15 protein-coding genes are annotated in these 15368 nt (G+C 75.1%); 9 read left to right on the top strand and 6 right to left on the bottom strand.

What is annotated here, in order from left to right; all coding sequences use genetic code 11:
* Positions 1-59: 59 nt before the first annotated feature.
* Both LPA42_RS12195 and LPA42_RS12190 read left to right on the top strand, forming a co-directional pair.
* Complete coding sequence (locus LPA42_RS12195) at positions 60-542, top strand: hypothetical protein (protein WP_077938111.1); 483 nt, start codon at positions 60-62, stop codon at positions 540-542.
* Complete coding sequence (locus tag LPA42_RS12190; RefSeq protein WP_077938096.1) at positions 539-892, top strand: hypothetical protein; 354 nt, start codon at positions 539-541, stop codon at positions 890-892. Before LPA42_RS12195 ends, LPA42_RS12190 begins: the two co-directional genes overlap by 4 nt.
* Before the next feature lie 13 nt (positions 893-905).
* Here LPA42_RS12190 and LPA42_RS12185 read toward each other — a convergent pair whose 3' ends face one another.
* On the bottom strand, positions 906-2156 hold the full coding sequence (locus LPA42_RS12185) for an APC family permease (RefSeq protein WP_077938097.1): 1251 nt from the start codon (positions 2154-2156) through the stop codon (positions 906-908).
* 10 nt (positions 2157-2166) lie between these two features.
* Complete coding sequence (locus LPA42_RS12180) at positions 2167-2937, bottom strand: phosphatase PAP2 family protein (protein ID WP_077938098.1); 771 nt, start codon at positions 2935-2937, stop codon at positions 2167-2169.
* A gap of 78 nt (positions 2938-3015) precedes the next feature.
* Here LPA42_RS12180 and LPA42_RS12175 point away from each other — a divergent pair, with 78 nt between their 5' ends.
* Positions 3016-4239, top strand: a complete 1224-nt coding sequence (locus LPA42_RS12175) for a DUF4032 domain-containing protein (RefSeq protein ID WP_176734161.1) — start codon at positions 3016-3018, stop codon at positions 4237-4239.
* 361 nt (positions 4240-4600) lie between these two features.
* On the opposite strand, the gene nagA is transcribed toward LPA42_RS12175, so the two are convergent.
* The 3 genes from nagA to LPA42_RS12160 are packed head-to-tail and all read right to left on the bottom strand — an operon-like array spanning position 4601 to position 7619.
* Complete coding sequence (nagA, locus tag LPA42_RS12170) at positions 4601-5710, bottom strand: N-acetylglucosamine-6-phosphate deacetylase (RefSeq protein ID WP_077938099.1); 1110 nt, start codon at positions 5708-5710, stop codon at positions 4601-4603.
* 35 nt (positions 5711-5745) lie between these two features.
* Positions 5746-6693, bottom strand: a complete 948-nt coding sequence (locus tag LPA42_RS12165; RefSeq protein WP_077938100.1) for an ROK family protein — start codon at positions 6691-6693, stop codon at positions 5746-5748.
* A complete protein-coding gene (locus LPA42_RS12160; RefSeq protein WP_077938101.1) occupies positions 6690-7619 on the bottom strand; it encodes an SIS domain-containing protein in 930 nt (309 codons plus the stop codon). Before LPA42_RS12160 ends, LPA42_RS12165 begins: the two co-directional genes overlap by 4 nt.
* Before the next feature lie 194 nt (positions 7620-7813).
* Between LPA42_RS12160 and LPA42_RS12155 the strand changes: the two genes are divergently transcribed.
* The 6 genes from LPA42_RS12155 (at position 7814) to LPA42_RS12130 (ending at position 12962) form a co-directional block, all read left to right on the top strand.
* Positions 7814-8599 (top strand): DeoR/GlpR family DNA-binding transcription regulator, encoded by a 786-nt coding sequence (locus LPA42_RS12155; protein WP_043965142.1) that lies wholly within the window; start codon positions 7814-7816, stop codon positions 8597-8599.
* An 86-nt stretch (positions 8600-8685) separates the two neighbouring features.
* Positions 8686-9696, top strand: coding sequence for an ATP-binding cassette domain-containing protein (locus tag LPA42_RS12150; protein WP_077938102.1), 1011 nt, complete (start codon positions 8686-8688; stop codon positions 9694-9696).
* Positions 9693-10715 carry an ABC transporter permease subunit gene (locus LPA42_RS12145; RefSeq protein ID WP_077938103.1) on the top strand — a complete coding sequence of 341 codons (1023 nt, stop codon included), beginning with the start codon at positions 9693-9695 and terminating at the stop codon, positions 10713-10715. The genes LPA42_RS12150 and LPA42_RS12145 overlap by 4 nt, the downstream gene beginning before the upstream one ends.
* 128 nt (positions 10716-10843) lie before the next feature.
* A complete protein-coding gene (locus LPA42_RS12140) occupies positions 10844-11323 on the top strand; it encodes a DUF3263 domain-containing protein (protein WP_077938104.1) in 480 nt (159 codons plus the stop codon).
* Positions 11324-11518: 195 nt separating this feature from the next.
* Positions 11519-12382, top strand: a complete 864-nt coding sequence (locus LPA42_RS12135; protein WP_308291149.1) for a hypothetical protein — start codon at positions 11519-11521, stop codon at positions 12380-12382.
* Positions 12383-12452: 70 nt separating this feature from the next.
* Complete coding sequence (locus LPA42_RS12130) at positions 12453-12962, top strand: GNAT family N-acetyltransferase (protein WP_077938106.1); 510 nt, start codon at positions 12453-12455, stop codon at positions 12960-12962.
* 34 nt (positions 12963-12996) lie between these two features.
* Here LPA42_RS12130 and LPA42_RS12125 read toward each other — a convergent pair whose 3' ends face one another.
* Positions 12997-15294, bottom strand: a complete 2298-nt coding sequence (locus LPA42_RS12125) for an AAA family ATPase (RefSeq protein WP_077938107.1) — start codon at positions 15292-15294, stop codon at positions 12997-12999.
* Positions 15295-15368 lie beyond the last annotated feature (74 nt).

The following is a 15368-nucleotide window of genomic DNA, read 5'->3' as shown; positions in this document are numbered from 1 at the left end:
GGACGAGTGAAGAGTAGTGGCGCGTCCGGCCACCTACTCCCCACGACTTCCACGGTACTGTGGAAGTCGTGACGGCTGTATACGAAGAACTCCCGTTCAGCGAGTTCCTGCACAGGCCGGCGGCTGTGGCCGATCGGTTGGACTCCGTACGTGCTCTGCGGCTGCGGCGGCGCGGCGCCGGGGACCTGGCGTTGACCCGCGCCGACCAGTTGGAACAGGACGCTGTCGTCATCGATTTCACCGCGCGTCTGCTGGCCGGCCTCGTTCGTACCCAGTCCCCGGAGGCCGTGCGTCGAGTGCTGGGCGAGGCACTGCCCTGGGTGTCCTTCCTGCCTGAGGACGACGTCGACCAGTTGCTGGGCGAGTTGATCGAGGTGGCGCAGGGCGCGGCGTCACTGGAGAACCTGTCGCCGGTGGCGGTGCTGCTGGCCCAGTGGCGGCACACCGCCGAGATCCATGCCGACCCGACGCTGCTGGAGATCCTGACCCGAGAGCCGACCGGTGATCTCGGCCCGGTGCCCGCCCCCGAGGTTCGCCAGTGAGTCCGAAGCGGGGAGATCGGGCGGCCCCGCCCGCCGTCGGCACCGAGTTCGAGCTGCGGTTCGCCGACTCTGCGGCGGCCGACGGCTGGGAGCAGCTTGCCCGGCAGGTGCCGGCCAACCTCCGGCGCGCCTACGAGGTCCTACGAGCCGACCCCAGGTCGAGGACGGCACCCGAGAGGCAGCACCGCCTCAAGGGCGCGCTCGCCTCGGCGGCCTGGAAGGGGGAGCAGTTCGAGCGCTGGCAGTACGAGGTGACCGGTGGCGGGCGGATCTGGTATCTGATCGACGACGAACGGCGTACGGTCTGGCTCACCTATGCAGGTGCCGGACATCCCCGCGAGACGGACTGATCGGCGCACTTCTTCAGGCTTGCCGAGGGCGGAGGGCGTACCAGGCGGCGCCGAGGGCGAGCACGCCGAACCCGGCGAGCACGCTGGCCAGCGGCAGGCTGACCGCGAGCGCCACGCAGCCGACCAGCCCCAGCACGGCGAGCAGCCGCACCGGCAGCCGGCGGCCCGGGTCGCGGCCCAGGGTGAGCGCCGAGGCGTTGGTGATGGCGTAATAGACCAGCACCGTGCAGCTGGAGAAGCCGATCGCCCCGCGTACGTCGCCGACGAGCACCACGACCGTCACCACGGCGGCCACCGCCAGCTCAGCCCGGTGCGGCACCCGGCGCACGGGGTGCACGGCGGCCAGGCCGTGCGGCACGTCCCGGCGGCGGGCCATCGCCAGCAGGGTCCGGCCCACCCCGGCGACCAGCGACAGCAGCACCCCGGTCACCGCCACGGTCGCCCCGGCCCGCACCACCCAGGCCAGGCCGGGCAGCCCGGCGGCCGTCACCACGTCGGCCAGGGGCGCGGCGGACGCGGCGAGCCGCCCGGGGCCGAGCACCCCGAGCGCCACCACCGCCAGCACCAGGTAGATCGCCAGCACCACGCCGAGCGCCAGCGGCACCGCCCGGGGGATCGTCCGCTCCGGGTCGCGCACCTCCTCGCCGAGGGTGGCGATCCGGGCGTACCCGGCGAAGGCGAAGAAGAGCAGCCCGGCGGCGGCCAGCACGCCGTGCGTGCCGGGGCTGCTGGAGGTGCCGGGCCCGGCGATCCGGCCCGCGTCGAAGCCGCCGCCGAGCAGGCCGGCCCCCGCGACCAGGGCCAGCACCGCCAGCACCACGCCCACCAGGGCCTTCGTGGCCGTCGCGGTCTTGCCGATGCCGCGCAGGTTGACGGCGGTCACCGCCGCGACGGCGGCGACGGCGACGAACCGGGCGCGCCCCGGCCAGAGGTACGCCCCGATGGTCAACGCCATCGCCGCGCAGCTCGCCGTCTTGCCGACCACGAAGCCCCAGCCCGCCACGAAACCGGCGAACGGGCCCAGCCGCTCCCGCCCGTAGACGTACGTGCCGCCGGACTCGGGATAGCGAGCGGCCAGCCGGGCCGAGCTGGTCGCGTTGCAGAACGCCACGAACCCGGCGAGGGCCAGCGCCACCAGCAGGCCCGCGCCGCCGGCCGACGCCGCCGCCGGGGCGAAGACCACGAAGACGCCCGCGCCGAGCATCGACCCCAGACCGATGACCACCGCATCGGGTACGCCCAAACGCCGCGCCAGCCGCTCCATGACCCGGACCCTAGGGGGTCGAGGTGAACAGCGCGGGACGATCCCAGCCGCCCAGCAACCGCCGGGGCAGCGGCACGTCGTCCCACGGCACCCGGTGCAGCAGCCGGTCCAGCAGGAGGCCCAGCAGCAGCGCGGCCAGCCCGTCGGTGAGCCAGTGGTAGTTCAGGTACGTCGTGGTGACCAGCAGGATCGCCGGCGGCGCGAACCGGATCAGCCGGTGCGCCGCCGGGCGCAGCCGCCCGGCCGTCAGCGCGACGAGCAGCGCCGCGATGACCCCGTACCAGACGATCGCATTCGCCACGTGCCCCGACGGGTACGACATCGAGTACGCCCCGGCCGGCAGGTCGTTGAAGATGCGCACCGCCTCCTCGGGCGGCAGGAACGGCGGTTTCACGCTGGCGGTCGGCGCGGCCCGGTCGGTCCACAGCTTCAGCGGCCCGATGGTCGCAGACGTCAGCAGGAACGCCCCGCCCACCAGCAGGAACGGCCGCACCGAGCGCCGCCGCCACGCCACGGCCACCGCCAGCGCGCCGGAGACCGGCATGAGCAGCCAGCCGCCCTGCCCGAGCAGGTTGAACACCTGCGCGGTCCGGTACAGCGGCACCGGGTCGTTGGCGAACGCCCACCGGCTCACCGCGAGATCGAGCCCGAGCAGCGCACCCCGGGCCAGCGCGAGGGTGATCGTGACCAGTCCGGCGAGCAGGAGCGCGTCGCACCACCAGCCGGCCGGGCGTACGGGCCTGAGCTGCACTTTCCGCCGTACCGTCTGGGTTTCGCGCACCCGACCACGCTACCGGGCCGCCGCCCGCCCGCTGTGGGGCGAGGCACGATGGGGTGCGCTTCGGCGGGGTGACGCGTCATGCTGGTCGGCGTGCGGATCACCTCTGCCCTCGTGGACCCGGCGCTGCTCGACCTCCCGTGGTCGACCCCGCTGGAGGAGTGGCCTGCCGAGCACCTGGTGGCGTTGCCACAGGGCATCTCCCGGCACATCGTGCGCTTCGTCCGCCTCGGCGGGTACGTCTACGCGGTCAAGGAGACCGGCGAGCGGGTCGCCGAGCGGGAGTACGACCTGCTGCGGGCGCTGGAGCGGATCGACTTCCCGTCGGTGGAGGCGGTGGCGATCGTCGCCGACCGGCAGACCGACGACGGGGAGCCGCTGGACCCGGTGCTGATCACCCGGCACCTCCAGTTCTCGCTGCCCTACCGGGCGTTGTTCTCGCACACGCTGCGCCCCGAGACGATGGGCCGGCTGCTCGACGCGCTGGCCGCCCTGATCGTCCGGATGCACCTCACCGGCTTCTTCTGGGGCGACTGCTCGCTGTCGAACACGCTGTTCCGCCGGGACGCGGGCGCGTTCGCCGCGTACCTGGTGGACGCCGAGACGGGGGCCCTGCACAGCTCGCTGTCCAACGGCCAGCGCGGCGAGGACCTGGAGATCGCCCGGGTCAACATCTTCGGCGAGGCGCTCGACCTCCAGGCCGCGGGCCTGCTGCACGAGTCGATCGACCCGGAGGTGGTGTGCGAGGAGGTCGTGCAGCGCTACGAGCGGCTCTGGCACGAGATCACCTACGAGCAGCAGGTCGAGCGGGAGGCCCGGCACGACATCGAGCGCCGGATCCGCCGCCTCAACGAGCTGGGCTTCGACGTGGCCGAGGTGGCCCTGTCCACCATCCCCGGCGGGCGGTACCTGGTGCGGCCGAAGGTGGTCGACGCGGGCTACCATCACCGCCGGCTGCTCCGCCTCACCGGGCTGGACGCCGAGGAGAACCAGGCCCGCAAGCTGCTCAACGACCTCGACGCGTACCGGGCGGAGAGCGACCTGACCGACGAGCAGCAGGCGTCGCACCGCTGGCTCACCGAGGTCTTCGAGCCGGTGGTGCGGGCGGTGCCGGCGCACCTGCGGCGCAAGCTGGAGCCGCAGGAGCTGTTCGCGCAGATCATCGAGCACAAGTGGCTGCTCTCCGAGCGCGCCGGCCGGGACGTCGGCATGCGGCACGCGGTGCAGTCGTACCTGGCCGACGTGCTGGTGCACCGCCCCGACGAGCAGGCCGTCCTCGGCGTCGAGGTCGACGCCCTGCCCTGACCCGGCCGCCCTGCCCGGCAATGCCTCCTGCCGACGCTAGCGAGCTGATGTCGTGGATGGATCGGGTGGCCGTCGGTGGCCGTCGGTGGCCGTCGGTGGTCATCGGAAGCCGTCGGGGCCGCAGGCGTGCGTCGTGCGGGGGGTGCGAACGTGCGTTGTCCGGGGCCGCAGGCGCGCGTTGTCCGGGGTTGCGAGTGCGGTCGGGTCGGAAGCGCGCGTCGTCGGGTGCGTGATGTCGTAGACGACTCAGCTCCCTAGCGCGCGTGGTGCGCCTGTCGGGTCGGCCGCGTCACCAAACCGAGGGGCACCACCGCGCCGACGGGGGTCACCGTGCCGTCGGGGGTCACCGCGCCGTCGGGCGTCACTCCACCCAGGAGCCGCCGCGCATCACCCGGACCACGTTCAGGTCGTCGTCGAGGACGACGAGGTCGGCGCGGAGGCCGACCTGGAGCGCGCCGACCCGGTCGCCGAGGCCGATGGCGCGGGCCGGGGTGGTGGCCACCATCCGGCAGGCGTCCGCCATCGGCACGCCCGCGTGCACGGCGTGCCGCAGGGCGGCGTCCATGGTGAGGGTGCTGCCGGCGATCGCCCCGTCGGCGGCCAGCCGGGCCACCCCGTCAGCGACGGTGACGGCCTGGCCGCCCAGCTCGTACTCGCCGTCCGGCATGCCGGCGGCGGACATCGCGTCGGTGATCAGCGCGGCCCGTTCGGGGCCGGCGGTGGCGGTGACGAAGGTGAGCATCCCGTCGTGCAGGTGCACCCCGTCGGCGACCAGCTCGCAGACCACGTTCGGGGCGTCCAGCAGGGCCACGACGGGGCCGGGCTCGCGGTGGTGCACCGGGCGCATGCCGTTGAACAGGTGGGTGCCGACGCTCGCGCCGGCACCCACGGCGGCCCTGGTCTGGTCGTACGTCGCGTCGGTGTGGCCTACGGCGGCGACCACCCGGTGGGCGGTGAGCAGCTTGATCGCCTCCAGCGCCCCGTCCCGTTCGGGGGCCAGGGTGACCATCCGCACCGCGCCCCCGCCCAGCTCGATCAGCTCGGTCAGCTCGGCGACGGACGGGTCGCGGAGGAACTGCGGGTTCTGCGCGCCGCACCGGGCCGCCGACAGGTACGGCCCCTCGAAGTGGACGCCGGCCAGCGTGCCCTCCTCGACGAGCGGCCGGTATGCGGCGGTCGCCGCCCGCATCAGCTCGAACGGCGAGCTGACCAGGCTGGCCAGCAGGGTGGTGGTGCCGTGCCCCAGGTGGAAGGCCGCCGCCTGGCGGGCGGATTCGGCGTCGCCGGTGGTGAACGTGTGCCCGCCGCCGCCGTGGGTGTGCATGTCCACGAAGCCGGGGACGATCCAGTGCCCGTCGCGCACCGACGGGTACTCGGCGACGGCGGTGATCCGGTCGCCGTCGAGTTCCACGCAGCCCTGCCGGATCACGCCGGTCGGGGTCACCACCTTGCCGTTCACCCGCAGGGTCATCGCTTCTCCAGATGTGTGAGGCGTGCCGGTACAGATCAGCGGGCGTCGAGCGCCAGCAGGGCGGCGCCGAGGCAGCCGGCCTCGTCGCCGAGGGCCGCCGCGACCAGGCGCGGCCGGCGGTGGAACGTCATCCGCTCGTGCAGCGCGGCGCGCAGCGGGTCGAACAGGCGGGGACCGGCCTGGGCGAGGCCGCCGCCGACCACGATGCTCTCCACGTCGTACAGGGACTGGCCGGTGGCGAGCCCGTCGGCCAGCGCCTCGACCGCCTCCGCCCACACTCCGGCGGCGGCGGGCTCCCCGGCGGCGGCCCGGTCGGCCACGTCGGCGGCGCTCGCGGGCGTGCCGGCCAACCCACCGCCGGTGGCTTCCGCGTAGCGGCGGGCGATCGCCGAGGCGGAGGCGACGGCCTCCAGGCAGCCGTCCCGCCCGCAGCTGCAGCGCGGGCCGCCGGGGCGGACGAGGATGTGGCCGATCTCCCCGGCGGCACCGTGCGCGCCGGTGGCGGCCACGCCGTCGACGACGTGGGCGGCGGCGATGCCGGTGCCGATCGCGACGAAGAGCACGTGCCCGGTGCCCCGGCCCGCGCCGAGCCTGGCCTCGGCGAGGCCGCCGACGCGCACGTCGTGGCCGAGCGCCGTGGGCAGCCCGAGCCGTGCCGCCGCCAGGTCCCGCAGGGGTACGTCCCGGAAGCCCACGTTCGCCGACCAGACCGCCACCCCGGCGGTCTCGTCGACGACGCCGGGCACGGCGATGCCCAGCGCGACGGGGTCGAGCCCGTCGGCGCGGGCCTTGCCGGCCAGCCCTTCGGCGACGTCGAGGATCGTCTCGACGACCGCGTCGGGGCCCCGGCCCGCGTCGGTGGGGTGCCGCTCGGTGTGGACGGTGCTGCCGTCCGGGCGGACCAGCGCGCACTTCATGCCGGTGCCGCCCACGTCCAGCGCGACGACGACGTCGGCGGGACCGGCGGCGTCGGCTGGGCTCACGCGAGGACCACGGAGCGGGTCAGGTGGCGGGGCGCGTCGGGGTCGAGGCCCCGGCTGGTGGACAGGGCGACGGCGAACCGCTGGGCGAGGATCAGGTCGGCCATCGGGTCGACCGGCGTACGCCCGGCGGCCCAGCTCGTGAGCACGGCGCGGCAGCCGTGGGTGCGGCTGTGCACGAAGGCGGCCCCGGTGGCGGCGACGTCCTCGGCGAGCCCCTCGGGGATGTCGCCGAACGCCCAGACCAGCCGGCCCGGCGCGGCCACCGAGATCGGGCCGTGCCGGTAGTCCATGGCCGGGTACGCCTCGGCCCAGAAGGTGGCCGCCTCGCGGCACTTGAGCGCGGCCTCCTGGGCCAGCCCGATCGTCCAGCCCCGGCCGAGGAAGGTGACCTGCTCGATGCGGGCCGGGTCGATCGGCAGCGGGGCCCGGACGGCGACCTCGGCGTCGGCGGAGAGCGCGGCCAGGTTGTCGCCGAGGTGGGCGCGGAGCAGGGCCAGGGCGGTGGTGGCGAAGCGGGTCTGCACCACGGAGCGTTCGTCGGCGAACGGCATGGCGACCACGGCGGAGGCGACGTCCACGGCGGGGGAGGCCGGGTCGCCGACGATGACGGTGGTGGGGAGCTGGCCGCGCAGCGCGGCGAGCAGCTCCAGCACCTCGGTGGTGGTGCCGGAGCGGGTGACGGCGATCAGCCGGTCGTAGCGGCGGCCCGTGGGGAACTCGGACGCCTGGAACGCGTCGGTCTCGCCGTGGCCGGCGGCCTCGCGCAGCCCGGCGTACGCCGTCGCCATGAACCACGACGTGCCGCAACCGACGACGGCGACCCGCTCCCCGGGGCGCGGCAGGTGCTCGGCGACCGTGGGGGCCAGCAGCGCTGCCTCCCGCCAACAGTCGGGTTGACTCGCGATCTCCGCGTGCACGAACGCCATGAGAACTCCTCGCTGGGAGGTCGTGCGCAATACGGCGCAATACGGCCGCCTTTCGCGCGTTATTCTGCGCGAAACCTCGCGTCTCTGGCAACCGGGTACCCGATCGCGCAGAGCGGAGTTTTGCACCTTGGTAGTTTCGCGCACTACTGTGCACGCAATCAATCACCCTTCGTGCAGTCAGTGGAGGCGCCGCAGTGGACCGGTACGCCCGATGGAACGCGCTGCTGGAGATGCTCACTGACAACGGGCGGGTGAGCGTGGAGGAGGCCGCCGGGCGGCTGGACGTCTCCCAGGCCACCATCCGGCGCGACTTCGACCAGCTCGCCCAGCAGCAGATGATCACCCGGACGCGGGGCGGCGCGGTCGCCAACGGCGTCTCCTACGACCTGCCGCTGCGCTACAAGACGGCCAAGCACTCGGCTGAAAAGCAGCGGATCGGGGCCGCCGCCGCCGCGCTGGTCACCCCGGGCACCGTGGTCGGCCTCAACGGCGGCACCACCAGCACGGAGGTGGCCCGCGCGCTGGCCGTCCGGCCCGACCTGAACACCAGCGCCGAGGGCGCGCAGCTCACCGTCGTCACCAACGCGCTCAACATCGCCAACGAGCTGCTGGTGCGCTCCCGGATGAAGGTGGTGGTCGCCGGCGGCGTGGTGCGGCCCAAGTCGTTCGAGCTGGTCGGCCCGCTGGGCGGGGCGCTGCTGCGCGAGGTCACCCTGGACGTCGCCCTGCTCGGCGTGGACGCGATCGACCCGCAGCTCGGCGCCGCCGCCCACCACGAGGGCGAGGCGGCGATGAACAACCTGATGGTGGCCCGCGCCAAGCGGGTGGTGATCATCGCGGACTCGTCCAAGCTGGGCGGTCACGCGTTCGCCCGGATCTGCCCCGTCGAGCGGGTGGAGACGCTGGTCACCGACTCGGGCGCGAACCCGGAGCTGGTGGAGGCGTTCCGCGCGGCGGGCGTCCACGTCGTCATCGCCTGACGCGCCGTACTGCATACCGGGTATTGCTTCCCTCTGCATACCGCGTATGGTGTGCGTCGTCACCGACTCATCGGGGGAGGCACAGCTTGTCAGCTGTCCTGGAAATAGAAGGTCTACGCAAGACATACAAGAGTCGCCGCCGGGGGGTCCGACACGCCCTCGACGGCTTCGACATGCGGGTCGAGCAGGGGCAGGTGCACGGCTTCCTCGGCCCCAACGGCTCGGGCAAGACCACCACGCTGCGTACGCTGCTCGGGCTCATCCGGCCCAACGGCGGCCGGATGGCGATCCTCGGGCAGGAGGTGCCCGCCGCCCTGCCCGCCGTCGTCGGCCAGGTCGGCGCGATCGTCGAGAGCCCCCAGTTCTTCCCGCACTTCACCGCCCGCGACACCCTGTCGCTGCTGGCCGGGGCGGGCGAGGTGCCGCAGACCCGGGTCGACGAGGTGCTGGAGCTGGTCGGCCTGCGCGACCGGGCCGGTGAGCGGGTCAAGACGTACTCGCTCGGCATGAAGCAGCGCCTCGCGGTCGCCTCGGCACTGCTCAAGAACCCGAAGCTGCTCATCCTCGACGAGCCCGCCAACGGCCTCGACCCCGGTGGCATCCGGGAGATGCGCACGCTGACCCGGGACCTGGCCGCCTCCGGGATGACCGTGCTGCTGTCCAGCCACATCCTCGGCGAGATCCAGCTCATCTGCGACTCGGTCACCATCATCTCGCTCGGCCGGCGGGTCGCTTTCGGCCCGGTCGACCAGGTGCTCGCCGAGCACTCCGGCGGGGCCGTGCGGGTCCGGCTGGAGGCGGTCACCGACCTGCCGGCGGCGGCCGACGCGCTCAGCCGGGCGGGCGTGGCGGTCACCGCCCACCCCGACCACCTGATGCTCGCCGGCGTCGAGAAGCCGGCCCAGGTGAGCCGGATCCTCGCCGGCCAGGGCCTGTACGTCAGCGAGCTGGCCCCCGTCACGGTCGACCTGGAGAGCGTCTTCCTGGAGTTGACCTCGACCGCACCCGTGCCGGGGCAGCACCGCCAGGTCGACCAGTCCACGAGGGTCGGTGACGCGGGCCAGCCCGGCGCCGTCGGGGGAGGTTGGGGCGCATGAGCCTCTATCGCACGGAGCTGCGCCGGCTGGGCAAGCGGCGCTTCGCCCGCTGGGCGACGGTGCTCGGCCTGCTGGTGCTCGGGGCGGTCCTCGTCGGGGTCTTCTTCACCAACCAGAAGATCGGCCCCGAGCAGCAGGCCGCCGCCCAGCGGCAGGCCGAGCAGCAGTACCAGGAGCAGGTGCGCTGGGCCGAGCAGGAGCGCAAGGCCTGCGAGCAGGCCAAGGCGTCCGGTCAGGACCAGCAGCAGGAGGGCCGGTTCCCGCCGGACTGCGAGATGATCACCCCGCCGCCGCCGGAGAGCATCGAGGCGCGGTGGTTCCTGCCGTCGACGTTCGACTTCCGGGCGAGCTTCGAGGAGATGATCGTCACCTTTACCGCGATCCTGGCGCTGCTCGGGTTCGTGATCGGCGCCTCCTTCGTCGGCGCCGAGTGGAGCTCCGGCGGGATGATGAACCTGCTGCTGTGGCGACCGCAGCGGCTCACCGTGCTGCTGACCAAGCTGGCGGCGCTGCTCACCGGGCTCGTCGCCGTGACCCTGGCTGCCGCGACGCTCTGGACCGCCGGGTTCTGGATCGTCGGCACGCTGCGCGGCACCACCGAGAAGATGACCTCCGGGACGTGGCAGTCGTTCGCGCTGACCGGGCTGCGCGGGCTGGTGCTGATCATGGTCGCGGCGACCATCGGGTTCGCGCTGGCCTCGCTGGGCCGGCACACCGCGATGGCCCTCGGCGGGGCGATCGGGGCCGTTGTGGTCGGCCAGTTCGGCCTGGGCATCGTGATGTCGATGGCGGGGGCGCGCTTCGTCGAGGCGTGGCTGCTGCCGACGTACGGGCTCGCCTGGATGACGAAGAAGGTCACCCTGGAGGACTGGAACGCCTGCAACGCCACGTACTACGGCGAGTGCAAGCCGGCCACCTTCGACCTGACCTGGCAGCACGCCTCGATCCTGTTCTCCGTCGTGCTGGTGCTCGCCCTCGGGTCGGCGCTGGTCACCATGCGCCGGCGGGACGTCGCCTGAGCAGTGGCACCGGGTGGCCCGGACCGCACCGCACGTCCGATGCGGTCCGGGTCCGCCCTGGTTAGGCTGGGGATCCCCCCGGCCGGCGCGGCTCCGTCGGCCCTTCGCCCGCCCGCGTGAGGACCGCCATGCCGCCTGCCGACGCCGCCCCGGCCGACACCGACCGGCCCGAGCCGGCGCGACCCGGCGGCCGGGAGGCGACGGGCACCCGGGAGGGCGTCACCGTCCCCCCACCCCGGTCCGCGCCGGACGCCGCGACCCCCGCCCCGGCCACCCGCGCCGAACCCGTGACCGGCGAGCCGGAGCCCGGCACCCCCGAGCCGGAGCCGGGAGCGCCCGAGCCCGGAGCGGACCCGGCCGAGCCGGTCGCCGCCGCCCCCGGCCTCACCGAGCGGGAACTGCGCATCCTCGCCTTCGAGCAGCAGTGGTGGCGGCACGCGGGGGCCAAGGAGCAGTCGATCCGGGACACCTTCGGCCTCTCCGCGACGCGCTACTACCAACTGCTCAACGGGCTGCTGGACAATCCGGCCGCGCTGGCCGCCGAGCCGGTCCTCGTCGGCCGGCTGCGCCGGTTGCGCTCGTCCCGGGCCCGCAACCGGCGGCGCTGACCACGCGAACCCGGCCACTTGGCCGCCCGATCCCCGGCACAATCGAGCCGGCGGAGGGAGCGGCGGATGGCGGCAGCGCACCGGGGCGTACCGGCCGGGGACGCCCGGCCCGGGCGGACCGCGACGGCCGGGCGGACGACCCCGGCGGAGGCGGCGGCCGCGCCGGGCACCCGCGCCGGGTCGGCCGGGCCGACGATGCGGGTACGGTCGGCGTCCGCGCCGGCACCCGGCCGGGCCGTCAACGAGGACCTGGCCTTCCGCTTCGGCCCGCTGGTCGGCGTGCTGGACGGCGCGACCGTGCCCGAGGGCTTCGACACCGGCTGCGTGCACGGCCCCGCCTGGTACGTCCGGCACCTCGCCGCCCGGATCGGGCTGGCCGCCGCCGCCCGGCCCGCCGCCACCCTGGCGAGCACCCTCGCCGCGGCGATCCTCGCGGTACGGGCCGACCACGGCACCGACTGCGACCTCGACCATCCCGGCACCCCCTCGTCGACCGTCTGCCTGCTGCGGGAGAGCGGTGGGGAGGCGGACTGGCTCGTGCTCTGCGACAGCCCGCTGGTGCTCGACGTCGGCGGCCGGGTGCGCGCCGTCACCGACGACCGGCTGGAGCACGCGGTGGCCGACCTGCGCCGCACGGCGTCCACCCTGCCCGCAGGCGTTGGCGACGACCCGGTCACCCGGTTCCGGCGGGCCGTCACGCTGCAGCGGGAGCGGATGAACCGCACGCACGGCTACTGGGTCGCCGCCGCCGACCCCGACGCCGCGTACCACGCGATCACCGGCACGGAGCCGCTGCGCGGCCCGGGGAGCCTGCGCCGGGCGGCCCTGCTCACCGACGGTGCCTCCTGCGCCGTCGAGCAGTTCGGGCTCCTCGACTGGGCCGGCCTGCTCGACCTGGTCGCCGCCGAGGGGCCCGGCGCGCTCCTCGACCGGGTCCGCGCCGCCGAGCGCGACCGGCCGGACCGGCTGCGCCGGCACAAGGCCACCGACGACGCCTCCGTCGTCCTCTGCGAGTTCGGCCCCGGTCGAGCCACCGCCGGCCCGCCGACCGGCTCGTAGCTGCTGCCGGACCGGTCGAGGGAAGCCAAAGGGTGGACTCGGGCGGGTGCGGGACGGCAGACTTCGGCACGTGACGGGAACGGTCCGGTTGGAGCCGGTGGACGAACGGAACCTGGAGCCGCTGCTCTCGGTGGCCGTCGCCGAGGCCGAGCCCGACGACGTGATGCCCCCGGTCGACGCGCCGGCCGGCTGGTCGCACGCCCGGCGGGAGGCGTTCCGGGACTACTACCGCACGGGCATGGCGGGCCTCGACGGCCCCACCCACACCGCCATGTACGCGGTCCTCGTCGGCGGCGAGGTGCTGGGCATGATCCGGATGACCCGCCGCGCCGAGCCGGGGACGGTGGAGACGGGCATCTGGCTCGGCCGCTCGGCCCGGGGCCAGGGCGTGGGCGCGGTGGCCCTGCGCGAGCTGCTCGACCTCGCGGCGGCGGCCGGGATGCACACGGTGGTGGCGGAGACCACCCCGGACAACTCCGGTGCCGTGTCGGTGCTCCGCAGGTGCGGCGCGAAGCTGATCGAGGACGGCGACGCCGTGCGCGCCGAGATCTCCCTCGACGCCATCCCGCCCGCCTTCTGAGCCACCCGGCACCGCCCCGGCGGCGGCGCGAGCCTCAGCGCGCGTCTCGGGCCTGCGCGTACGCGGCCAGCCAGGCGACCTGGGCCGGGTCGAGCGACGGGCGGACCCGCTGCCGCGCCGCCTCGACGTGCCCCGCCGTGACCGTCGACGCGGTCAGCGACTCCCGCATCGCGGCGAGCGCCGCCTCCCGCACCAGCGCCGCGCAGTCCGCCGCCGAGAAGCCGTCCAGCCCGGCACCGAGCGCCGCGAGGTCGACGTCGTCGGCGAACGGGACGTTGCGGGCGGCGGCGCGCAGGATCTCGGCGCGGGCGTCCCCGTCGGGCGGCGGCACGTACACCAGCCGTTCCAGCCGGCCCGGGCGCAGCAGCGCCGGGTCCACCAGGTCGGGACGGTTGGTCGCGCCGACCACCACCACGTTGCGCAGCGACTCCACTCCGTCCAGCTCGGTGAGCAGGGCGGCGACCACCCGGTCGGTGGTGCCCCCGTCGCTGGCCTGGCCGCGTACCGGGGCGAGCGCGTCCACCTCGTCGAGGAAGACCAGCGTCGGGGCGGCCTCCCGGGCCCGGCGGAACAGCTCCCGGACCGCCCGCTCGCTCTCGCCGACCCACTTCGACAGCAGCTCCGCGCCCTTCACCGAGAGCACGTTGGCCCGCCCCGAGCCGGCGAGCGCGGTCACCAGGTACGTCTTCCCACAGCCGGGCGGCCCGTAGAGCAGCACCCCGCGCGGCGGCTGCACGCCCAGCCGGGCGAAGGTGTCCGGGTAGGTCAGCGGCCACAGCACCGACTCCGTCAGCGTCTGCTTGACCTCGACCATGTCCCCGACGTCGTCGAGGGTGACGTCCGCCAGCTCCAGCGTGGACCCGGCCATCGTCGTCGGCCGGACCACCTCCAGGGCGGCGGCGAAGTCGGCCATCGCCACCGTCGGCGCGTCGGCCGTCTTCTGCCGCAGCGCGGCCCGCACCCCGGCCTCCCGCACCAGCGCCGCCAGGTCGGCGGCGACGAACCCGGGGGTACGCCCGGCGACCTCGTCCAGCCGGACGTCCTCGGCCAGCGGCACCTGGCGGGTCAGCACGGTCAGCTGCTCCCGGCGCAGCGCCTGGTCGGGCAGTGGCACGGTGATCCGCAGCGACAGCAGGTCCGGGGCGCGCAGCCCCGGGTCGACGGCCTCGGGGCGGCTGGTCGTGCAGACCACGGCCACCCCGGCCCGGACGGTCTCGGCGAGCACCTGGCGGAACACCGTGGCCACCGGCCCGGCGTCGTCGGCCGGGGCGAGCGCCTCCACGTCGGTGACCAGCAGCACGGCGGGGCCGTCGCCGCGTACCTCGTCGGCGGCGGCGCGCAGCCGCCGGGCCGCCGCGTCGTTGGCGAGCGCGGCCAGCTCGGGTGCCCAGAGCGGGCGGACCCGGGCGCCCACCCGGGCGGCGACCGCCCGGACCAGCGCGGACTTGCCCGACCCGGCCGGCCCGGCGACCAGCACCCCGAGCGACACGCCGGTGCCCAGCCGGCCCAGCACCTCCCGGTGGTGGAACCCGAGGTCGAGCAGCTCGATCAGCTCCTGGGCCTGCGCCCGCAGCCCCGGCAGCTCGTCCACGGCGGGCGCGGCGTCCGCCCCGGCGTCGTCGCCGTCGGGGACCCGCCCGTCGGGCCCGGTCGCCCCGGTCGTCGCGTCGGGCCCGGCCGCCGGACCGTTCCCGGTGGCGTGGCCGGGTGCGCCGGCGTGGGCGGGACCGGCCGAGCCGCCGGCCCGGGTGGTCGGCCCGTGCTCCCAGCCGACCACGGTGTCCATGGTGACCAGCGCGGCGACGCCCGGCTCGGCGGCGGCCACGGTGAGCAGGGTGCTGGTCCAGGCGTACCCGACGGTGCTGGACAGGCGGTGCCGGGCCGCCGCGACGAGGGCGCGCACCGAGGCGTCCGGCAGCACGTCCTGCGGGAGCAGGGACACGTCGTCGCCGACGGTGACGACCTTGCCGAGCAACGCGAGGCGGAGCATCTCGGGGGAGACCGCGGCGGTGACCTGCACCGGCCCGGTGAGGGTCACCCGGCGGGCCGGGACCACCGGTGCGGGGCTCACCGTGACCTGCCCGCCGTCGCGCTCGCCCAGGTTGCCCAGGAGCAGGTCGTCGGCGTAGAGCAGCGCCGTGCTCGCGGCGGGCCCGGCCGGCGCGACGATCCCGGCGGTCACCCGGCGGCCGGTGAGCCGCACCGGGTCGCCGGGGCGCAGCGCGAGCGCCGTCAACACCTCGGGGTGCAGCCGCACCACGCCGCGCCGGCCGTCCAGCGCGGCCGGTCGCAGGCTGGCGACGAGGGTCAGTTCGGGTGCGGGCGAGGCCATCGCCCGAGGTTAGCCGCAAGGAAGGGCCCCCTGTTAACGCCTACGGTAGAGAAGGGTCCCCCTCTCACACCGGG

The sequence above is a fragment of the Micromonospora sp. DH13 genome, assembly GCF_020873825.1.
Classification (GTDB): domain Bacteria; phylum Actinomycetota; class Actinomycetes; order Mycobacteriales; family Micromonosporaceae; genus Micromonospora; species Micromonospora haikouensis.
Note: the sequence above shows the minus strand (reverse complement) of the source record. Positions and strands in the feature narration are given on the sequence as shown.

What these genes read in the sequence shown, in the direction of transcription:
- LPA42_RS12185 (WP_077938097.1), bottom strand. Translation starts at nt 2,156, where the DNA reads ATGGAGCGGCTGGCGCGGCGTTTGGGCGTACCCGATGCGGTGGTCATC.
- LPA42_RS12175 (WP_176734161.1), top strand. Translation starts at nt 3,016, where the DNA reads ATGCTGGTCGGCGTGCGGATCACCTCTGCCCTCGTGGACCCGGCGCTG.
- nagA (WP_077938099.1), bottom strand. Translation starts at nt 5,710, where the DNA reads ATGACCCTGCGGGTGAACGGCAAGGTGGTGACCCCGACCGGCGTGATC.
- LPA42_RS12160 (WP_077938101.1), bottom strand. Translation starts at nt 7,619, where the DNA reads ATGGCGTTCGTGCACGCGGAGATCGCGAGTCAACCCGACTGTTGGCGG.
- LPA42_RS12145 (WP_077938103.1), top strand. Translation starts at nt 9,693, where the DNA reads ATGAGCCTCTATCGCACGGAGCTGCGCCGGCTGGGCAAGCGGCGCTTC.
- LPA42_RS12140 (WP_077938104.1), top strand. Translation starts at nt 10,844, where the DNA reads ATGCCGCCTGCCGACGCCGCCCCGGCCGACACCGACCGGCCCGAGCCG.
- LPA42_RS12135 (WP_308291149.1), top strand. Translation starts at nt 11,519, where the DNA reads ATGCGGGTACGGTCGGCGTCCGCGCCGGCACCCGGCCGGGCCGTCAAC.
- LPA42_RS12125 (WP_077938107.1), bottom strand. Translation starts at nt 15,294, where the DNA reads ATGGCCTCGCCCGCACCCGAACTGACCCTCGTCGCCAGCCTGCGACCG.